The following is a 17,858-nucleotide window of genomic DNA, read 5'->3' on the forward strand; positions in this document are numbered from 1 at the left end:
TTTTTCTCGACGCTTTTAGCCCGTGTTCAATTAGTAAGATACGGCAGAGGATTGTTTGTTATCTAAGTGCTCCGCACTTGATAACAAACGTCAATCACCATAGTGAATGGCTACCTCTATGATTTTTTAAATTGCAGTTTAAGTCGGGCCAAGAGCAGTTTGGCATGCAGGCCGACATCAACCAAAGGCGCAGCCTTGGGCACATCTTTGTAAACACCGGCCTCTGTTCTTAAAAAGACTTCTCTGGCATCTTCAATAGCTGTCTGCAGCAGCTTATTTTCCTGACGAACCAGAGGATTATAGCTGTCAAAATAATGGATATCCTCGCCGATATAGGCTGGCATTTTTTTGAAGCGGGCGGCTACTGTTACACCCTGCATTTTTCGAGCATCTAAAACGCGGCCTTCCTTATCAAGAGCAAACATAACAATCGTGCCTGATTTCACCTTGCCGGCTCTGCGGCCTATGGCTACGCGGCCCTGACGCCTCAAGACTGCATAAACTTGATTGAAATGCTTAATCTGCCTCAAGCCAAATATAATCTGCAAAGCATAGGCAGCAAGCACCAAGCTTCCCAAAACAATCATAGCATTCATTAAAAAACTCCCTTCTGTTTGGTTAAAGCAATAAAATCCGCTTCAGTCTTTACCTTTCTCAGATCCTCTTTCAGATCATCATCGCCGGCAATTCTGAAAATATCGTCATAGAGTTCCAGCAATTCGCTTTCCATGCGAGACTCAATTTCTTGGGGAATGGCTACCAGAAAGATGAACTCCACCATCTCATTGTTAACAGCAAGGCCATCTTCCGGCAGACCAAGCATCAAAATCGTTTTCCCCTGCAACTGATTTACCGTGTGAGGAAAGGCGATGCCGCTGCCAAAAACCGTTGATTGTTTTTCTTCCCGTTCCAAAATGCGCCGGCCAAAATCACCATCCACTAATTTTTTATCCTCTAAGAGGTCTGTCATCTGCCTCAAATAATCTTCATAGCTTGCAGATTTTGGCAGCCTGACAAACTGCAGGTTAATTGTTTTGAGGTTCTTTTGGTGATAGTGCTTGACCCGCTGCCATTCTTCGCGCAGCCATTGGTCATCAAATAAATTGGTAATATGGATAACAGGCGATTTCAACTTGCCGAATTTCAGCGGAATTGTCGTAAAGATGGCAAAATAGTCATCATCTGCCCTTGGATTAAACCCTTCTTCTGAATACTGAACAATTTCAATGTCATGCCCCAGCACCCGCATCAGCTGCCGGTAAATCATATTAGCCGTTCCCCTGCCTGTCGTACAGACAACAGCAATTTTACGTTTCTGCCCATCAGAAACCGGATCATTTTCGTGCAAAATCATCTCAAAATAAAGGGCCAGATAGCTCATTTCTGATTGCTCCATCTGATAGCCAAAATAACTTTTCAGCTCTTCGCCGGCGACCTTTGCCATTTCAAAAGCTAAAGGATATTTCTGCTGGATTTCCCCATGAAAAATATCATTAATCTGAACCCGGAAAATCAGCCGATTAATCAGAAATTTTAGATGTGTATGGATTTCAGCAAACAAGCGTTTTTCATCAAAGGTAAGCAGCAGTGTCTCCTTGATACGCTTGACCAAGCGCTGATAGAGAGTCTGTAAATCTTTGATAGGCATCTGCTCATAGGTTAAGCCGTCAATAAACTGTGTGTTCAGCGGAAATACCAGAAAATCTTGTTCATACTGGCTCAGTGAAATCTGGTAAACCATTTCCATATGATAAACCAGCGCTTCTGCAAAGGACGACTGCTTAACGCCGTTTGTATAATACTTGATGAAACCTTCCAGCGGCTTTCCCCGTTTGATGCGGGCTATCGTGATGGAAATAACCTTGGTCAGCAGTTCCTGCGTTTTTCTGGGAATTCTAAACTCCGTATATAAGTTTTCCAAAAACTGCAGTGTTTCATCAGTCAGCGTATCTGAATCAAAATAAGAATAGACATGGTGGATATAAAAGAGCCGCAGATTTAATTCTTCACCAACAATCTCCAAACCGTGGTTGGGCTTACCTATAATAGTAACATCATAGGCGCTGGCTAAATTTTTAACCTGTTTTAAGTCCTTATTGATTGTCGTTCGGCTGACACCGATGGATTCGGCCAAGTCATCAATAAGAAGCGGCGAGGCGCTCTGTGTTAACTGTTTGATTAGGTAGGAACAGCGCTTGCTGGCAGAATTAAAGTCACTTTCTTTTCTGAGACTTCCCGCCATAATATCCTCAAGTCTGTCATAATCATAAACTTCAAGAAAGAGCCGATTGTCTTTCTGCCTAATTTGAACATCAGCGTCCAGTAGATCATTAAGCTGCTCAATGCTATTTTGCAAGGTGTGCATGCTGACGTTAAGATCTGTCCGCAGATCTTCTAAAGTGACGCTGTGCTGTGCTGCTAAGGTATCTAAGATGCGATACCAACGATTAACTAATGCCACCTTTCACCATCCTATAATTTTTTATCCGCGTGTCTTACCTCCGGCCACATTAATCGTCACGCCCGTAATATAACTTGAGCGCTGTGAAAGAAGATAAGCCACAAGATCAGCAACTTCGCTCAGTTTGCCGCTGCGGCCAAGCGGGGTCGTACTTGTGGAGGCATAGCCTGCACGAATGTCCTCAACCGTTTTGCCTCTAGTATAACCGAGTGCTTCCTCGTAGGCAAGCGTTCTCAACCCCGTTGCTTCCATAATACCTGGCGCCACTCCGACAACACGAACATTGTGCTTACCCAACTCCTTAGCCCATGAACGGGTATAGCTGTAGACTGCAGCCTTGGTTGCTGCGTAAGCGCTCTGGCCTTCAGAGCCTTCAAGTCCTGCTTCTGAAGCCATGTTGATGATGACCCCTGCCTTCTTGTCAACAAGAACCCGGCCGACAGCCTGACTGACCAGATACAGTCCCTTTTGATTGATGCTGGTAATCTTATCAAAAACAGCGTCATCCAGTTCGTACTTGCCATGAGGGTCTTTAGGGTCAATTAAAAGCCGTGGGATATTGATGCCTGCATTATTGACAGCAGCATCAATGGTTCCAAACTTCTCGATCGTTGCTGCTACAGCAGCTTCCACCTGTTCACGAGAAGTGACATCTACCTTTTGAAACAAAAGGTTGTCACGTTTAAGGTCATTGTCTGCAAGGTCAAAGTTTGCAACATTGACATCTAAGGCGAGCAGCTCTTCGACAATAGCTCGGCCAATCCCAGATGAAGCTCCTGTGACAACAACCGTTTTACCTGCAATATTTAACCAATCTGCCATTTTTTGTGACTCCTTTACCGTCTTGATTATTTTTGTGCTTTTATTATAAAACGCTTACAAAAAATAATTAAGACAGTCTTTTTCCATGATTGGCAAAATTTTGTGTACTAATTAAAAAAATGAAAATAAAAAATCGACAACCTTTTAAAGATTATCGATTAAGATTCACATGCTATGAAATCTAAAATAACAGCTGTCGGATTATTTATCTGCTTATTCTCCAAACACGGTTACTTGACACTTACGCGTACGCGCCCTCGTTTTATCATAATCAACAAAATAGAAATAACCCGTACTGCCTACTCCCAAATCAGCATTAGTCACATCCACAAGCTGACTGGAACCAATTAGAGTTGCTTTGAGATGTCCATCTCCATTCCAGAGAGCTCTCCGATCCCCACCTGGTAGATATTCTGACGCATTTGGCCAAGATTCTACAGCCTGATAGTGGGCTTCTCCTGGATAGATATAGGTAGCGGCACTGGTATGGTCTGGTACGATTTTTTCCAATACATGATTGAGATCGGCCTGCAAGGACTCATCCCCATCCTCTGTATAATCATGGGCAAATTCTTCAAAGAAGACTGCACAGGTTGTATGAGGCGAAATCATGGCCAATAAACCATTTTGAATCCCACTTTCTTTGACGATTTCCCTAAGTTTTGGCGTAATATCAACATAGGTTGCTTTGCCAGCTTCTGTTTCGACGGTAAAGGTTGCCTTATGTAATTTCATTTGACTTCTCCTTATGCTTTACTGGCTTTGACAGCCGCTTCCACCATATCGCGTAGCATTTGTTTGGGATCCGGTGCCCCAGTTATGCCACTGGTACAACCTGTTCCGTCTGCACCCAGTTCAATGACATTGTATACATCTTGTGCGCTGGAGATTCCTGCTGCCTGCATGACGAGGGTATTCGGAGATACTGCCTTGATAGCTTCGTTGGTGCTGGTGACATAGGAAGCATCACTGGTATTGCCCGTACCAATTAATTCGGTTGGCTCACAAAGAATAATATCTGGTTCAAGAGTAGCAATTGCACGCGCCTCCTTGAGTGAATCCGCACATACCACTGTCACTATATCCAATTCATTAGCCCGTTCAACAGCCTTGACCAATTCACTAAAGGTCAATGGGCGCTCTGCATGATTTAAGAAGGTTGCCTGTGCTCCTGCTGCCTTGACAGCTTCTGGAAGGACATAGCCCATCCCACGCCCTAGCTTGATGCCATCCATATGCTGGGCTGATACGATTGCCTTATCTGTCACTGCTGCAACACGACTAATATCCGCAAATGGGCAAGTGACAAAGACAGACGCTTCTGGATACTGAACAGCCATTTCTTCTGCGACTTTCGCCATCTCCACAATGTCAGCCCCAAAAAGATAGGATTTTGGATTGAACATGAAAAATGGGGCTTTTACTGTTACTTTACTCATAATATTCTCCTATATTTTTTGCGTTCCAAATACATCATAATAATGCTCTAAAACAGCTTCCATCGCTTTTTCTGCCGCCTTACGCGAAACGATATAATCATCTGTATCGGTTTCTTTGAGCGCCTTTTGAGCTGCTACGATAAAGTCCGTATAGATATTGATTTTGGTGATGCCTTCACGGGCACAGCGGCCAAGATTCTCATCACCAGAAGAAGAACCGCCATGCAAGACTAGGGGAACAGTGGTCAATTCCGCAATTTCATGTAGACGATCAAAATTGATGTTTGGAGTTCCCTTATAAACACCATGGGCCGTACCGATGGACACCGCCAAGGAATCTACATTGGTCGCTGCCATAAAGGCTTGCACATCACCAACCTCTGTATACACTGAGTCCGTTAATTCTGCTGCCTCTGATGTATCATTTGCTCCCACGTGCCCCAATTCTGCTTCAACTACAATGCCTCTTTCGTGAGCATATTCCACCACTTTTTGTGTGATGGCAATATTGTCTTCAAAGGATTCTTGCGAAGCATCAATCATAACAGAGGTAAACCCTAAGTCAATCGCACGTTTGATAAAGTCAAAATCCGCACCGTGGTCAAGGTGCAAAACGATTGGCACCGATACTGAGTCCGCATAATAGTTCCCAATTGCCGCCGCCTCTTCTAACGAAAGGATCGAAGAATGAGACTGTGCATAAGCCAAGAGCAGAGGCAATCCTCGGCGCTCTGCTACTGTCACATAAGCACGTGCCGAATCCGAATCAATAAAATTCGCATGGGGAATAGCAAAATTCTCGCTTTTCGCCACCTCGTAAAGATATTTTGAACCCACTTTCATAGATTCTCCTTTCTGTTTTAAAATGATATTTTTCTAACTTGATTATAGCATTTGCTTTTTCCATATGAAAATTATTTTTCAATCATATTTTACATTTGTAAAAACAAGCGATATAATAGAAAGAAAACTAAGGATTTTTTAACACATGACAGACCGTAATCAGCTGATGTACCAAGTTTCTCGTCTTTTTTACGAAAAAGAAAAAACACAAACTGAAATCGCTCATCTTCTCCAGTTGAGCCGTCCCACTATTGCCAGTCTACTCAAAGACGCAAAACAAAAAGGAATTGTCCGCATCACCATTTCCCCTCAGCATTCTTCCACTATTGAAATGGAGCATCAGCTTTGTGAAAAATATAATCTGCAAACTGTTCGTATTACCCCAAGTGGAAATTCAGATAATCAGAGCAAAATTCACATCGGGCAGGCACTTGCCGATTTCATCGAACATCGGGCCTACGATCTTTCCTCTATTGGGATTGGTTGGGGGTCCACACTCTATGAATTCATCCAAGCTGCTCATCCGATGCCCTACCAGCACCTCTCGATTGTTCCGCTAATGGGAGGAGCAAGTGTCGAATCTCTCCATCTTCACTCCAACCACCTTTGTTTTCAATTAGCTGAAAAATATCAAGCTTCTGTCAGTTATTATTATGCTCCAGCTATTGCTGATACAGCCCTGCAAAAGGAGGAACTTATGCATTCCTCCTTTATTAAAAAATCTCATAAAAAAGCTTTAGCAGTAGATTTAGCACTTGTCAGCATTGGAAATCCTGCTTTATCTTCTACCTACAAGCAACTAGGAGTTGTTTCTCCAGAAGATGAAGCTGACATTCATCAAAAAAAAGTCATCGGGGATGCACTTGCTACTTTCTATGATCAAAACGGAGAAAGTACTGATACTAATTTAAGTAAGCGAATGGTCGGCATCACTCTTGAAGAATTGGAAATGATGAACGAAGTCGCTATTCTGGCTTCAGGCATTTCAAAGGCTCCTAGCCTCTTTGCCCTCCTACAAAAAGGTTGTGTTGACCATATTATTATTGATCAAAGTGTGGCAGATTATCTACTTGCAAAAGACTATTAAAAAAGAAAACGGGGCAGAAGTCAGAATTCTAAAGGAAGCGATTTTACAACCTTACCTCAGCATACATACTGTTGATTCGAATAACCGCTAACGCTTACCATCAATCAACAGTAGCTCATTAGTGCTAAAGTAACTAATAAATTATGCAAGTAAAATTCTAAGTTAACTAAGGTTACCAGGTTTCTTCCAACCACTGCGTTTGCAAGTAAAATTACAAAAATACAGGAAGCTGAGAAAGTTGTCAGCCCCCTGTATTTGTAGTTAATGACTTTTGTGCTAGTGCAGCTTATTGCTTGACATTTTCCCATTTCCAATTTTGAACTTCAGGGATATCATCACCGTGCTCACGGACGTATTCTTTGTGGTACTTCACAGTTTCGTCCATCTTCGCTGTGAACTCTGCAGCTTTTGTGCCGAGTACAGCGTTGGCTGCGTCTTGTGCCAAGTGGAAGCGATCGAGTTCAGACATTACACGCATATCAAATGGAGTGGTAATATCCCCATTCTCACGGTAACCATGCACATAGAGATTATGATTTTTACGAGTAAAAAAGATATCGCGAATCATGTCTTCGTAAGCGTGGAAAGCAAAGATAACTGGTTTAGTAGTTGTAAAGACCTTGTCAAATTCTTCATCAGAAAGACCACGAGGATCCACATCTGGATGACGAAGTTTCAAGATGTCTACCACGTTGACAAAGCGAATCTTGAGTTCTGGGAAGGCCTTGTGTAAAATGGTAATGCCCGCAAGAGCTTCTAAGTTTGGCTCTGTACCTGCTGCTGCAAAGACAACATCCGGTTCTTCATCTGATGAGACAGTGGAAGCCCAGTCAATCACTTTATAACCTTCACGCACGAGCTCTTCTGCTTCTGCAACAGAGTAAAATTGAGGACGTGGATGTTTTGAAGCGACAATCAAGTTGATGACATCTTCATCTTTGAAGGCTTTGTCCGCAACAGCAAGGAGTGAGTTAGTATCAGCTGGTAGGTACTCACGGATAAATTCAGGTGTTTTTTCTGATAAGTGAGCCAAAATACCTGGATCTTGGTGAGTGTACCCATTATGGTCTTGTTGGAAAGCAGTTGAAGTCGCAATCAAGTTAAGAGCAGGGTAGTTTTTACGCCATGTTGTGTGGGTCTTAGATTTACGCAACCATTTGAAGTGTTGAGTAATCATAGTGTCTACAACACGCAAGAAGGATTCGTATGAAGCAAAGAATCCATGACGACCTGTCAAGACGTAACCTTCGAGGAGACCTTCTGCCTGATGTTCAGACAATTGTGAGTCGATGACACGACCAGCAGGTGACAACCATTCGTCATAAGAAGCATCACGACGTCCCATCCATTGACGGTTAGTTTTCTTGAAGACTTCTTGAAGACGATTTGATTTAGTTTCGTCTGGACCAAAGATACGGAAGTTATCTGGGTTTGCTTCGACAAGGTCAGCCGCATATTTACCAAATTCAATCATATCTTGTGCCATGATAGCACCAGGAGTTTCAATGTCAAAGGCGTGTTTTTTCCAATCGGCTGTGTTCATTGGCTTGATGATACCAGCATTTGTGATTGGGTTCATAGACATCCGACGGTCCCCTTTTGGTGAGATTTCTGCAATCTCTGGAAGGAGGCGACCTTCTTCATCAAAGAGTTCTTCAGGACGGTAGCCTTTAAGCCAGTCAAGAAGGGCATCAACGTGTTCCATATGATGTGAATCTACTGGGATTGGCACTTGGTGCGCACGCCATCCACCTGCAATTGGAGTTCCTTCCCAGCTTTCTGGACCAGTCCAGCCTTTCGGAATACGAGCCACCAATACCGGCCATGCTGGCATGGTTGCTTCTGCTGCAGAACCCTTACGAGCTTCTGCTTGAATAGCCTTGATTTCTTCAATTGCTTGGTCTAATTTTTCAGCGAAGAGCTTGTGAGATGCGTCAAAGTCCTTGCTTACAGCAGTAACGTCCGCAAAGATTGGTTTCCAACCAAGACCACGGAAGAAGAGGTCAAGTTCTTCATCTGTTTTACGTTCTAGAATTGTCGGGTTGTGGATTTTACCACCATTCAAGTAAAGAATAGGAAGGACTGCCCCATCATTGACAGGGTTAATAAAGGTATTGGTAAACCAACCAGCCATAAGAGGTCCTGTTTCAGCTTCCCCATCACCAATGACAGTTGCCGCAATCACATCTGGATTATCTAAGATAGCACCAGCCGCATGAGAAAGGGCATAACCCAATTCACCACCTTCATGGATAGAACCTGGTGTTTCAGGAGCTGCGTGAGAAGCGATACCACCTGGGAATGAGAAGATTTTACACAATTGTTTGAAACCTTTTTCGGTTTGTGGGATGTTTGGATTCAACTCTGTGTAAGAACCATCGAGGTAGGAGTTGGAAACCATGACTTGTCCGCCATGACCTGGTCCTTCAATATAGAAGATATCGGCATCGTATTTATTGATGGCACGGTTCAGGTGAGCATAAACGAAGTTTTGTCCAGGCACTGTTCCCCAGTGCCCGATTGGGTGAACTTTCAAGTCGCTTTCAATCATTTCACGTTTTAAAAGCGGATTATCTTTCAGATACATTTGAGCAGCAGAGATGTAGTTAGCTGCACGCCACCAAGCATCTACTTTTTTCAAATACTCTTGTGAATCATAATTTCTTGTCATAGTATAGACTCCTCGTGCTATATATTTACAGGTTTTAGAACCCTCAGTTTTTTATAAAAGTTTTATAATCCTTGATTACTGCAATATTTTTCAGAGCAATAGAACTAAATAACTAATTTAAATATTTCCTATCAGAGCATTACTAAAGGTAGCTGTCTATTGACGATTACTGCTGTTTCCACTATGGTAACAGAAGAGAAGTATTATTTTTAAAAATTAGTCAAAACTCGTTCTCTATTGCCAAGAATAACTATAAATGTTATTCTCTATCCTAAAAAATCCTCCAAAGAGGACTTTTGGTTTAATAGTTTAGTACATACCAATACTAAATACCCAGCCAATAATGACAGCTAGTGCTCCTGTAATGACACGACTGTAAAGTATAGCCGGTACACCAACTTGTACCGTCTCAGGCTTGGCCTCACCAAGCGACAGTCCAACGGGGATAAAGTCACAGCCAGCTTGCGCATTGATGGCAAAAAGTGCTGGTAATGCATAAGTTACGGGAATAGTGCCCTTGGCAATCTGCGTTCCTATCAAAACACCGATAACTTGAGCTATAACTGCTCCCGGACCGATAACAGGTGATATAAAAGGAATGCTGCAAATAAAAGCAATTACCACAAAACCAATAACAGATCCCGATAATGGTTCAAGTAAATGAGCAATAATATTACCAACACCGGTATAATTAATAATCCCAATAATCATACTCATAAAGGCCATGAAAGGAATAATATTCTTTATTAGCATATCGACAGTATCACGTCCTGCCTGATAAAAAATTCCCATAACATTTCCAATACCGCGAGAGAATTTCACTAGTAAGGTATCTTTAGCATCTTGATTAGCCTCATGCTCAGCTTTTACCTGAGCATACTTTTCATTAAAGGCTTCATCACTTATTACATCCTGATTTGTTTCTTCTTCGTTACTGTCTGTTGTATCAATTGCCGAAGAATCTGCTAATGAGACACATTCCGGCTTAACACCTGAAACAAAGTTCTTTTCATTAATATTCTTAGAAAGCGGTCCTGAAGGTGACGACGGTAAAACATCAAGTGTTAAGATCCCCTTCATAGGATAAACACCAATACGAGCTGTTCCGCCGCAATCAATAACTGCTGCAGCTATTTCACTGTCTGGAACAGCATTTTTAAAACCATCAACAGCTTCTGCACCTGTTAATTCCGCTACTTTTTGAGCTACAGGATGGATGCCCCCTCCAGTAACAGAAACAATCTTATTTTTTTGAGCAGTCGGCTGAATAAGTAACCCTTGGCCCCAACCATTATCACCTTTGTTTACAAAAACTGCCTTATATTCTTTTATCATACGTTATCCTCTTTCTTATCAATCTTGTTCAATTGTAATCCTTAGCTAGCACGCTGCACCAAGAATTTCGTAATTCTTTCTGTAACAAGGCCGCGAATAAAGATAACAACAATACCAGCCAGAAAATAGCGAACTGCAAGACTTCCTTGAGAATGCCCTGCTTCAACAACACCCTTGGCAATTCCCAAAAATACAAATAGTTCCCCTGCATTTGCATATGGAAATAAACCAGTAACAGGGTGAAGCATACTTACTGTTGCATCGTAAAAGGCAGGCTTTTCTTCTTCTTTTAAAAATCGTCCAAAGGTATAGGCCATTGGATTGGTTAGTATGAGACATGCCAATAAAGGCATTACAGTATAGCGCAAAATAGTAAATTTAGCACAGGAACGAACAAACTTATTGACGCGTTCTTGACCAATTAAAGCAATTAAAGCGTTAGTAAAGGTTAAAAGGGCAACCAAAAGAGGAATAATCCCTGTCATATAACTGACAAATTGTTTACCTCCTGCTTGGAACATACCAATAAAATGTTCACCAAACCATTCAATATAGTCCATATAAATTCCTCTCTTTAATTTTCTTTCGTCGCAAAAATAGTAAGCGCTTGCATTTTTCTTTAAAGATAGGGAGTGGGACGCAATCATATGATTTCATCGAAATCGATTTTGTCTCCACTCACTACCGTTTGTTTTTTCAACAATTTATTTTTAGATATTGGAAATCAGCTTTTTCTTTTTAACTCATACCATTAAAAAGAAATTTTACTATACTTTGATACTAATTTCCATTTAAAATTTTCTGAGCAGTTGTATCTGTGGTAACAAGAATATCAATTAATTGATTTTCCAGAGAAACCTTAATAACCTCTACTTTATCATGTCCATAGGCAACCGCTACTACTGTAGGAATATTTTTAATTTGATTCAAATCAAGACCCATGACTCTTTGATTAATATCATAACCAATTTCATCGCCATACCTATCAAAAAAGTGAGAATTAATATCTCCAATGACTCCTAATTCCTTTAATTCTGCAATATCATTAGCATTGATATAGCCTGTTTTAGACATTGTATTCTGATTGTTTATTCCAGCAATACCAACTAAAGCAACATCGACATTTTTAGCCTCTTCTAAAACACTGGAAATCGTTAAATCCTGTTCCAGCTCTTTTTTTAAGGCAGAAGTTGACACCATAGCCGGTACATAAAGATAATGTGCTTTTGCTCGTATTTTTTGTGCCAGCTCATGAACTAGCTGATTGGAATGTAAGTAAAAATACTCATTCCCCATACCACCGACCAAAGGGTAGATATAAATATCCGGATAATTCAAATAAGGAAAGTAGTCAACAACACTTTTTAAAGATGCTCCCCAAGAGATACCAATTTTATTGACAGTATCAGTTTTCTTGATGTAAGATTCAAGATAGTTTGCCGCAGTTCGTCCAACCTTTCGTCTAATTTCAGGATCAGATAAACTTTCTGTATCCACAACAATAGCATCTTTTAAACCAAATTTTAGTTCTAGTGCTCGTTCAAGTTTTACTGTGTAAACTGACTGACTATTGATAAAAACTTCAACAATTTTAGCATCCTTGGCATCAATTAGTATTTTTGAAATGAGCGAACGAGAGACTCCTAATTTTCTAGCAATTTCAGCCTGAGTCATTCCTTCATCATAATACATAATCGCAACTTTGACATAGTCTTTTTCTGAATACTGATCCATGATTATACCTGATTTCTAATAATATATGTCATATTATAACATACCAGATTTCAATCATTAATAATCTTTATCGTATCCCCAACTTGTAATTTTGGAAAGATGAGCGGCTCTGCTATGATAGCCCCAGGCAAAATATCATTCTCACCTTCTCTAAAATAGACAGAAACATGCCCCAACTCTTGAAAATTTTTGTTAGCAGCATCACCAACTTGAGTAACAGTATATTCTTGAGCCCCAAGTTGAAGCTTGGTTCCAATCTTGAATACATTATTTTCTTCTCCTTGATAATCGTGCACTACACAAATTGCTCTTAGTTCCGGCGGAGCCATTTGACCAAAAAGAACAACAAGCATTTCTTCTTCAAAAGCAGGCACCATTTCACCTATTTCAACAACTCTAAATACTTCCATTAGATACTCCAATTAATTATTTTTTGCTACCAAAGATTCAATGGCCTTTTGTATAGCTTTATGATTTTCGCTTTTAGCAACATCAACTAAATGATTATTTAATTCTTCGCCTATAATTTTGTCAAACAGAGTAAACTTGGAAAAAACGGTTAAACCTTTTAAATAATATGCCTCAACAATCCTTTTTTCCTTGTTAACAATTAAGATAACAATCGTTGAAGCAATAATTGATTTTACAACTTCAGAGATTAAACGATAGCCATTTTTCCCTTGGTAATTAGCTACCAGATTTTTGACAAAACGCTGATAATACTGTATTTGATATAAGCTCAATATAAGTTGAAATAAAATAATCACTGTTAAAGCAATTGCTAAATTGGCCATTGTTATTCCTTGGTTTATTAGTTTAAGTTAGGAGAAATTATTAATAATTTCTCCTAATATTATAACCTAACATTTCTAATCAGTATAGGCAGTTCTAGCAAGAAAGTCTTAATTAAATGTTTCATCTTGTAACTTACGTAATTTATAAACAGTTGTTGTATCATCCAGTTCAATATCATCGTAGGTTAGGAAGGTACCATCTTTAATATCTCTTTTAGCTACCGAGTTTCCACCAACAAGACCAATTGGTACATTATTATTTTTCTTCATATCTTCATGAGTTTCAACAACACCGCGTACACAGAAACCTCCAATGCCATCAATTTTTTCACCAGCCTTGATATCGCGTTTAGCAACTGCAACGGTTTCAGCAATCGGAGCTCCTAATGGAACGATTGCATAATCATGTTCTAACACGGCACGAGCAATTGTCAACGGAGTTTCCAAACTGCATAGATGATAAGGACGGTAAATGATGTGATGATCACGATCTCCAACTTTTAAAAGATAATTCATTTCATGTTTGACACCTTCATTTTGGCCTTCGACAATTACAAACACACCCGGTGCAATACCATCCACATATTCAACAACTCCAAATTTATCCAGAACCCCGCCGTTTTCCTTAAGATCAAGATTCTCAACAGTGCCTTTCAAATCTGCTGAAATACCATGCATACCAGGAACATCAGGTACAAAACCAATTGCATTAGCCAGCAGATTCATTTCTGCCATTGTTTTTGTCCCATCTTGAAAAGCGGCCAGCATATGGCTGTTCATTTGTTTTGAAGCAGCTTCTTCAGCAGCAGTATCTGGATTTGCAGAAACTTTCAAAGCATTGTTTTTCCCTTTACCAGCAACAAGGACTTTCATACCCATGCTTCTAGCAAATTCAAATAATTGAGCGGTAGCAGCCGGCTCATCACCATCCGAACCAGTGTAAACCAGACCTGCAGCATCATATAATTTTTTCATCAAAGGACCGATAGTAATATCAATTTCAACATTTAATAATACAAGATGCTTTTTAGCAATCAAGGTTTCAAGGGCAATTTTTGCACCAGCTTCCGGAACACCTGTTGCATCAACAATGACTTCAACATTATCAGAATGGATAACTTCTCTAAAGTCTGTACTAGTTAAAATATTAACTTTTTGTTTAGAGCTTTGATTGAAAGCTTGAGCTGCACGATCAGCATTGCTAAGGTTGATATCACTGATACCAGCAACAATCATACCTGGAATAGTTGAAATTTGTGAAATCATTCCATATCCCATTTGACCAGCTCCAATAACACCAACCTTAATAGGATTTGCTTGGGCTTCTCGTTCCAAAAGTTTACCATATAGCGTCATAATAGACCTCCTTTTTGTCATATGACATTTCTTTTGTCATTTGCTACAAGTATAATGTACTCCTTTCTGTGTCATTTGTCAATGTTTTTGTCAAATGTAATATAAATGTAATTTAATAAAAAAAGCCTAAAGTAAACTGCATAATTACAGGTAAATCGTGCAGTTTTTACATTAGGCTCTTACAACTATTTATAAAGAGATTAGAATAGAAAAATCAAGACACCAGTCTTGATTTCAGGTTGTAGACAAACTCTATAGTTAGCATTTCACAAGCATACACATCTTAGGATAATATTAATTCACAATCTATAAGAAAAATAGGCGAATTGAACGAGCCTGACCCTGATACTTTCCGCTGTAGCAAAAACGCCAGAAATCACTTATTTCTGGCGTTCGGAGATTTTGAGACTTGGGCTCAAAATCTAGGTATGAAATTCCAAAGGAAGTTGCTACCGTCCGCGCTACCTAAGGAAAGTATCATAACACAATAGTTCTTTTGATAAAAATTGACTTTTTCTTCAGTCTGAAATCAAGACACCAGTCTTGATTTCTAAATTTATCATTAAAGACGTTTATTGAGTTCGGCACCCAAATCTTCAAAGCCCGGTTTGCCAAGAAGGGCAAACATGTTTTTCTTGTATGCTTCAACACCCGGCTGGTCGAATGGATTGACCCCATTGAGATAGCCTGAAAGGGCGATCGCAAGCTCAAAGAAATAGATCGTGTAGCCAAGTGTGAACTCATCTTGTTCAGGAATGGTCAGATAAGTATTTGGCACACCGCCGTCTGTGTGGGCAAGAAGCACACCGTCAGTAGCCTTTTTATTAACAAAGTCAACGTCCTTGCCTTGCAGGTAGCCAAGACCATCAAGATCTTCTGCCGATTCCGGCACAAGGATGTTCTTGCGCGGTTTATCCACACGGATAACTGTTTCAAAAAGGTTGCGGTAGCCTTCTTGGATGAATTGTCCAAGCGAGTGAAGGTCTGTTGAGAAGTTAGCTGATGTTGGGTAGATGCCCTTTTGATCCTTACCTTCTGATTCACCGGCTAATTGCTTCCACCATTCGCTGAAATATTGAAGTGTCGGTTCATAATTAGCCAAAACTTCTGTCACATAGCCTTTTCTGTAAAGGATATTACGGATAACAGCATACTGATAAGCTTCGTTTTCGGCAATCTTGTCTGACGAATAGTCCTTGCGGGCCGCATTGGCACCTTCCATCAATTTGGTGATGTCCGCACCGCTTGCTGCGATTGGAAGCAGACCAACCGGTGTCAAAACAGTAAACCGTCCGCCGACACTGTCCGGAACAACGAACGTTTCCCAGCCGCTGGCGTCCGCTTCAACCTTAACAGCACCTTTTGCTTTGTCAGTCGTTGCGTAAATACGCTTGTTAGCTTCTTCTTGACCGTATTTTTTAATCAAGAGATCCTTGAAAACGCGGAAAGCAATCGCAGGTTCAGTTGTCGTCCCAGATTTTGAAATGACATTGACTGAGAAATCTTTATCGGCAACATAATCTACAAGATCCGCAAGATAGTTTGAAGAAATGGAATTTCCAGCATAAAGAATTTGCGGTGCCTTGCGGTCTTCTGCCTTTTGCAGGTTAACAAATGAATTGTTTAAGAAGTCAATGGCTGCTCTGGCACCAAGGTAAGAACCGCCAATACCGATAACGATGAGAACGTCGCTGTCAGACTGAATTTTAGCAGCCGCTTTTTGAATACGGGCAAATTCTTCCTTATCGTAATCTTCCGGCAAATTGAGCCAGCCGGTCATTTCCGCACCTGGTCCGGTACCATTGCGAAGAGCTGCATCCGCAGCTGTCACATGCATTTGCAGATAGTCCACTTCGTGCGGCGCTACGAATTGATCCAATACTTTAGAATAATCAAATGTAATATGTGTCATGTCAATACTCCCCTGTAAATTTCAGTTTCTTTATTATCATACTCTTTTGTAAGGGTTTTTTCAATGATTCTGAGCAGAATTTCACAAAAAAGAGAAAATCGCTTTCTTTTCTGAAAATAACTTGAAATTTCTCATTATTTCATGAAAGTGACTTGATAATTTCCACCCTTGTAATGACGCCGTCTTTCATGCTGTCAACCCGCAAAGCAACATCGTTCAAATAAACAGCCGCACCAATGGTGACGTGCTTTTCCTCTGCTTCCAAATGCCGTACGACAAAGTCTCTTAACAGCTCACCTTTTTGAGCCTCCAGATTCACACGCGCTAAAACATTGGCAATCTTAACCTTTTGACTTCCCCGAACAATGATATTAGTCGAATCATCAAAATTAGTAAAAAGATATTTTCGCGTGGCAAACAGGGCAGAGATAGCCAAAATGCTCCACAAAGAATTCAGGCTGTTACTCTGATCAATAACAACATGTCTGGCGATGGCAAAGAGCAAAACCTCAATGATGGTAGCGGAGGTATGCTTGCTCAGCATTTTTATTAACTCCACACCGATGGCGATGCTCATAGCCTGATTGAGAAAATTGTGCAGATAGGCTTCAATAGACCTTTGAGAATTAAAAATTCCCAGAATATCCACAGCCAGAAAAAAGGTTGAAATGACAAGAACAATCATTAAAATCAGAGAAAGCAAAATCTCAACATAAAATGACATCTCGTAAAAGCTTACCTGTAAAAATTTTCGCATAAAACCTCCTTTTATTAAGATACAAAGAGCGTTTAAAAATCCGTATAAAAATAGGAAACTGACGCCGTGTCGTTAAGACACAAGGAAGTTTATCTTTTTTACTAGGATTTTAGCTCGTGTTCAATTAGTAAGATACGGCAGAGGATTGTTATCTAAGTGCTTTGCACTTGATAACAAACGCCAATCACCATAGTGAATTGGCTGCCTCTCCCGCTAACTTCGTTTGGTTAGTAAGATCGACTAACCAAACGAAGGGTCGCAAAGAGCGTGAAGAAATCCGTATAAAAATAGGAAACTGACGCTGTGTCCCCAAGACACAAGGAAGTTTATCTTTTTTACTAGGATTTTAGCCCGTGTTCAGTTAAACGCTTTCTCCAAAAGAAAACTTTATTCTATTATAACTGATATTGAGTGGAAAAGATAGGCTTTCAAAACAAAAGAAAAGTGCTAAATCATTCAGCACTTGATATTTAACAGCTTATTAACAGTCAGTCTTTTTATCTACACAATGGTATAGCCGTAATCTAAGATGAGATTATGCCCTCTAATTGACTTGCTCTGATCGCTTAACAAAAATTGGATGGAATGGCTGACATCTTCTAAATCAACAATCCTTCGATATGGTATTGACTCTAATATCTTTATAA

The 17,858-nt window shown here is 40.3% G+C and carries 16 protein-coding genes and 1 pseudogene; 1 reads left to right on the top strand and 16 read right to left on the bottom strand.

The window, feature by feature from the left end; translation table 11 throughout:
- Window positions 1–116 precede the first annotated feature (116 nt).
- The 6 genes from BMI76_RS01195 to BMI76_RS01220 form a co-directional block, all read right to left on the bottom strand.
- A complete protein-coding gene (locus tag BMI76_RS01195) occupies window positions 117–596 on the bottom strand; it encodes a transcriptional regulator GutM (protein WP_075345807.1) in 480 nt (159 codons plus the stop codon).
- Window positions 596–2,461 carry a transcription antiterminator gene (locus BMI76_RS01200; protein ID WP_075345808.1) on the bottom strand — a complete coding sequence of 622 codons (1,866 nt, stop codon included), beginning with the start codon at window positions 2,459–2,461 and terminating at the stop codon, window positions 596–598. Before BMI76_RS01200 ends, BMI76_RS01195 begins: the two co-directional genes overlap by 1 nt.
- Before the next feature lie 21 nt (window positions 2,462–2,482).
- Window positions 2,483–3,283, bottom strand: a complete 801-nt coding sequence (locus BMI76_RS01205; RefSeq protein ID WP_075345809.1) for an SDR family oxidoreductase — start codon at window positions 3,281–3,283, stop codon at window positions 2,483–2,485.
- Between the two features lie 213 nt (window positions 3,284–3,496).
- Window positions 3,497–4,018, bottom strand: a complete 522-nt coding sequence (locus BMI76_RS01210) for a YjbQ family protein (RefSeq protein ID WP_075345810.1) — start codon at window positions 4,016–4,018, stop codon at window positions 3,497–3,499.
- Between the two features lie 11 nt (window positions 4,019–4,029).
- Window positions 4,030–4,722, bottom strand: coding sequence for a triose-phosphate isomerase (locus BMI76_RS01215; RefSeq protein ID WP_075345811.1), 693 nt, complete (start codon window positions 4,720–4,722; stop codon window positions 4,030–4,032).
- 9 nt (window positions 4,723–4,731) lie between these two features.
- Window positions 4,732–5,565, bottom strand: a complete 834-nt coding sequence (locus BMI76_RS01220; protein WP_075345812.1) for a class II fructose-bisphosphate aldolase — start codon at window positions 5,563–5,565, stop codon at window positions 4,732–4,734.
- 145 nt (window positions 5,566–5,710) lie between these two features.
- Here BMI76_RS01220 and BMI76_RS01225 point away from each other — a divergent pair, with 145 nt between their 5' ends.
- Window positions 5,711–6,652: a sugar-binding transcriptional regulator gene (locus BMI76_RS01225; RefSeq protein WP_075345813.1), complete on the top strand. Its 942-nt coding sequence runs from the start codon at window positions 5,711–5,713 to the stop codon at window positions 6,650–6,652.
- Between the two features lie 286 nt (window positions 6,653–6,938).
- Here BMI76_RS01225 and BMI76_RS01230 read toward each other — a convergent pair whose 3' ends face one another.
- From BMI76_RS01230 to BMI76_RS01275, 10 genes and pseudogenes are all read right to left on the bottom strand, one after another.
- Window positions 6,939–9,323 carry a phosphoketolase gene (locus BMI76_RS01230; protein ID WP_075345814.1) on the bottom strand — a complete coding sequence of 795 codons (2,385 nt, stop codon included), beginning with the start codon at window positions 9,321–9,323 and terminating at the stop codon, window positions 6,939–6,941.
- A 309-nt stretch (window positions 9,324–9,632) separates the two neighbouring features.
- The gene (locus tag BMI76_RS01235) at window positions 9,633–10,658 is read right to left on the bottom strand and encodes a PTS glucitol/sorbitol transporter subunit IIB (protein ID WP_075345815.1); all 1,026 of its coding nucleotides are present in this window, start codon (window positions 10,656–10,658) and stop codon (window positions 9,633–9,635) included.
- Window positions 10,659–10,699: 41 nt separating this feature from the next.
- Entirely contained in the window at window positions 10,700–11,218 is a 519-nt protein-coding gene (locus BMI76_RS01240; RefSeq protein WP_075345816.1) for a PTS glucitol/sorbitol transporter subunit IIC, read from the bottom strand.
- 220 nt (window positions 11,219–11,438) lie between these two features.
- Window positions 11,439–12,392, bottom strand: a complete 954-nt coding sequence (locus BMI76_RS01245; protein WP_075345817.1) for a sugar-binding transcriptional regulator — start codon at window positions 12,390–12,392, stop codon at window positions 11,439–11,441.
- Window positions 12,393–12,442: 50 nt separating this feature from the next.
- The gene (locus BMI76_RS01250; RefSeq protein WP_075345818.1) at window positions 12,443–12,802 is read right to left on the bottom strand and encodes a PTS glucitol/sorbitol transporter subunit IIA; all 360 of its coding nucleotides are present in this window, start codon (window positions 12,800–12,802) and stop codon (window positions 12,443–12,445) included.
- Between the two features lie 12 nt (window positions 12,803–12,814).
- Window positions 12,815–13,186 (bottom strand): transcriptional regulator GutM, encoded by a 372-nt coding sequence (locus tag BMI76_RS01255; RefSeq protein ID WP_075345819.1) that lies wholly within the window; start codon window positions 13,184–13,186, stop codon window positions 12,815–12,817.
- 108 nt (window positions 13,187–13,294) lie between these two features.
- Window positions 13,295–14,542, bottom strand: a complete 1,248-nt coding sequence (locus BMI76_RS01260; RefSeq protein WP_075345820.1) for an NAD(P)H-dependent oxidoreductase — start codon at window positions 14,540–14,542, stop codon at window positions 13,295–13,297.
- A 562-nt stretch (window positions 14,543–15,104) separates the two neighbouring features.
- The gene (locus BMI76_RS01265) at window positions 15,105–16,454 is read right to left on the bottom strand and encodes a glucose-6-phosphate isomerase (RefSeq protein WP_075345821.1); all 1,350 of its coding nucleotides are present in this window, start codon (window positions 16,452–16,454) and stop codon (window positions 15,105–15,107) included.
- A gap of 139 nt (window positions 16,455–16,593) precedes the next feature.
- Window positions 16,594–17,211 (bottom strand): phosphate-starvation-inducible PsiE family protein, encoded by a 618-nt coding sequence (locus tag BMI76_RS01270; protein ID WP_075345822.1) that lies wholly within the window; start codon window positions 17,209–17,211, stop codon window positions 16,594–16,596.
- Window positions 17,212–17,712: 501 nt separating this feature from the next.
- A pseudogene (locus BMI76_RS01275) lies at window positions 17,713–17,838 on the bottom strand (SDR family oxidoreductase); the annotation flags it as partial.
- Window positions 17,839–17,858 lie beyond the last annotated feature (20 nt).

The sequence above is a fragment of the Streptococcus sp. 'caviae' genome, from assembly GCF_001937065.1.
Lineage (GTDB): Bacteria > Bacillota > Bacilli > Lactobacillales > Streptococcaceae > Streptococcus.

Coding starts and splice junctions, on each gene's coding strand:
- BMI76_RS01260 (WP_075345820.1), bottom strand. CDS start 14,542: ATGACGCTATATGGTAAACTTTTGGAACGAGAAGCCCAAGCAAATCCT.
- BMI76_RS01225 (WP_075345813.1), top strand. CDS start 5,711: ATGACAGACCGTAATCAGCTGATGTACCAAGTTTCTCGTCTTTTTTAC.
- BMI76_RS01235 (WP_075345815.1), bottom strand. CDS start 10,658: ATGATAAAAGAATATAAGGCAGTTTTTGTAAACAAAGGTGATAATGGT.
- BMI76_RS01215 (WP_075345811.1), bottom strand. CDS start 4,722: ATGAGTAAAGTAACAGTAAAAGCCCCATTTTTCATGTTCAATCCAAAA.
- BMI76_RS01250 (WP_075345818.1), bottom strand. CDS start 12,802: ATGGAAGTATTTAGAGTTGTTGAAATAGGTGAAATGGTGCCTGCTTTT.
- BMI76_RS01265 (WP_075345821.1), bottom strand. CDS start 16,454: ATGACACATATTACATTTGATTATTCTAAAGTATTGGATCAATTCGTA.
- BMI76_RS01195 (WP_075345807.1), bottom strand. CDS start 596: ATGAATGCTATGATTGTTTTGGGAAGCTTGGTGCTTGCTGCCTATGCT.
- BMI76_RS01205 (WP_075345809.1), bottom strand. CDS start 3,283: ATGGCAGATTGGTTAAATATTGCAGGTAAAACGGTTGTTGTCACAGGA.
- BMI76_RS01220 (WP_075345812.1), bottom strand. CDS start 5,565: ATGAAAGTGGGTTCAAAATATCTTTACGAGGTGGCGAAAAGCGAGAAT.
- BMI76_RS01230 (WP_075345814.1), bottom strand. CDS start 9,323: ATGACAAGAAATTATGATTCACAAGAGTATTTGAAAAAAGTAGATGCT.
- BMI76_RS01255 (WP_075345819.1), bottom strand. CDS start 13,186: ATGGCCAATTTAGCAATTGCTTTAACAGTGATTATTTTATTTCAACTT.
- BMI76_RS01210 (WP_075345810.1), bottom strand. CDS start 4,018: ATGAAATTACATAAGGCAACCTTTACCGTCGAAACAGAAGCTGGCAAA.
- BMI76_RS01240 (WP_075345816.1), bottom strand. CDS start 11,218: ATGGACTATATTGAATGGTTTGGTGAACATTTTATTGGTATGTTCCAA.
- BMI76_RS01245 (WP_075345817.1), bottom strand. CDS start 12,392: ATGGATCAGTATTCAGAAAAAGACTATGTCAAAGTTGCGATTATGTAT.
- BMI76_RS01270 (WP_075345822.1), bottom strand. CDS start 17,211: ATGCGAAAATTTTTACAGGTAAGCTTTTACGAGATGTCATTTTATGTT.